The following is a 407-nucleotide window of genomic DNA, read 5'->3' as shown; positions in this document are numbered from 1 at the left end:
GTATAAGACTAAACGCATCAGATATACACATAACAGTTGGAACAAATCCTGTAGCTAGAGTAAAAGGTAGATTTGTAAAACTAAGTGAACAAATATTGACATCAGAAGTAACAATGCAAATGGCAAAAGACATAGCAGGGGAATCTATGTTTAAAGTAATAGAAGAACATGGAGAAGCTGATTTTTCAGCTTCTCTAAAAACAGGAGAAAGATTTAGGGTAAATGCATATAGGCAAAAAGGAAATTACGCAATAGCCAGAAGGACTCTACGAGCCGAACTTCCACGATACGAAAAAGCAGGCCTTGCAGAGAGTGGAGAAGCGGTTACTGGCAAGCAGATAGGAGTACCGGTAGTTGCAGGGGCGACAGGAAGTGGCAAAAGCAATACGCGTGCAAGGCTCACAAAT

General features: G+C 40.8%; 1 pseudogene. It reads left to right on the top strand.

What is annotated here, in order from left to right:
- Positions 1 to 407, top strand: a pseudogene (locus MU407_RS14235) (hypothetical protein); the annotation flags it as partial.

Source organism: Brachybacterium sp. Marseille-Q7125 (genome assembly GCF_023062615.1).
Classification (GTDB): Bacteria; Actinomycetota; Actinomycetes; order Actinomycetales; family Dermabacteraceae; genus Brachybacterium.
This window is presented reverse-complemented; position numbering and strand designations above follow the sequence as displayed.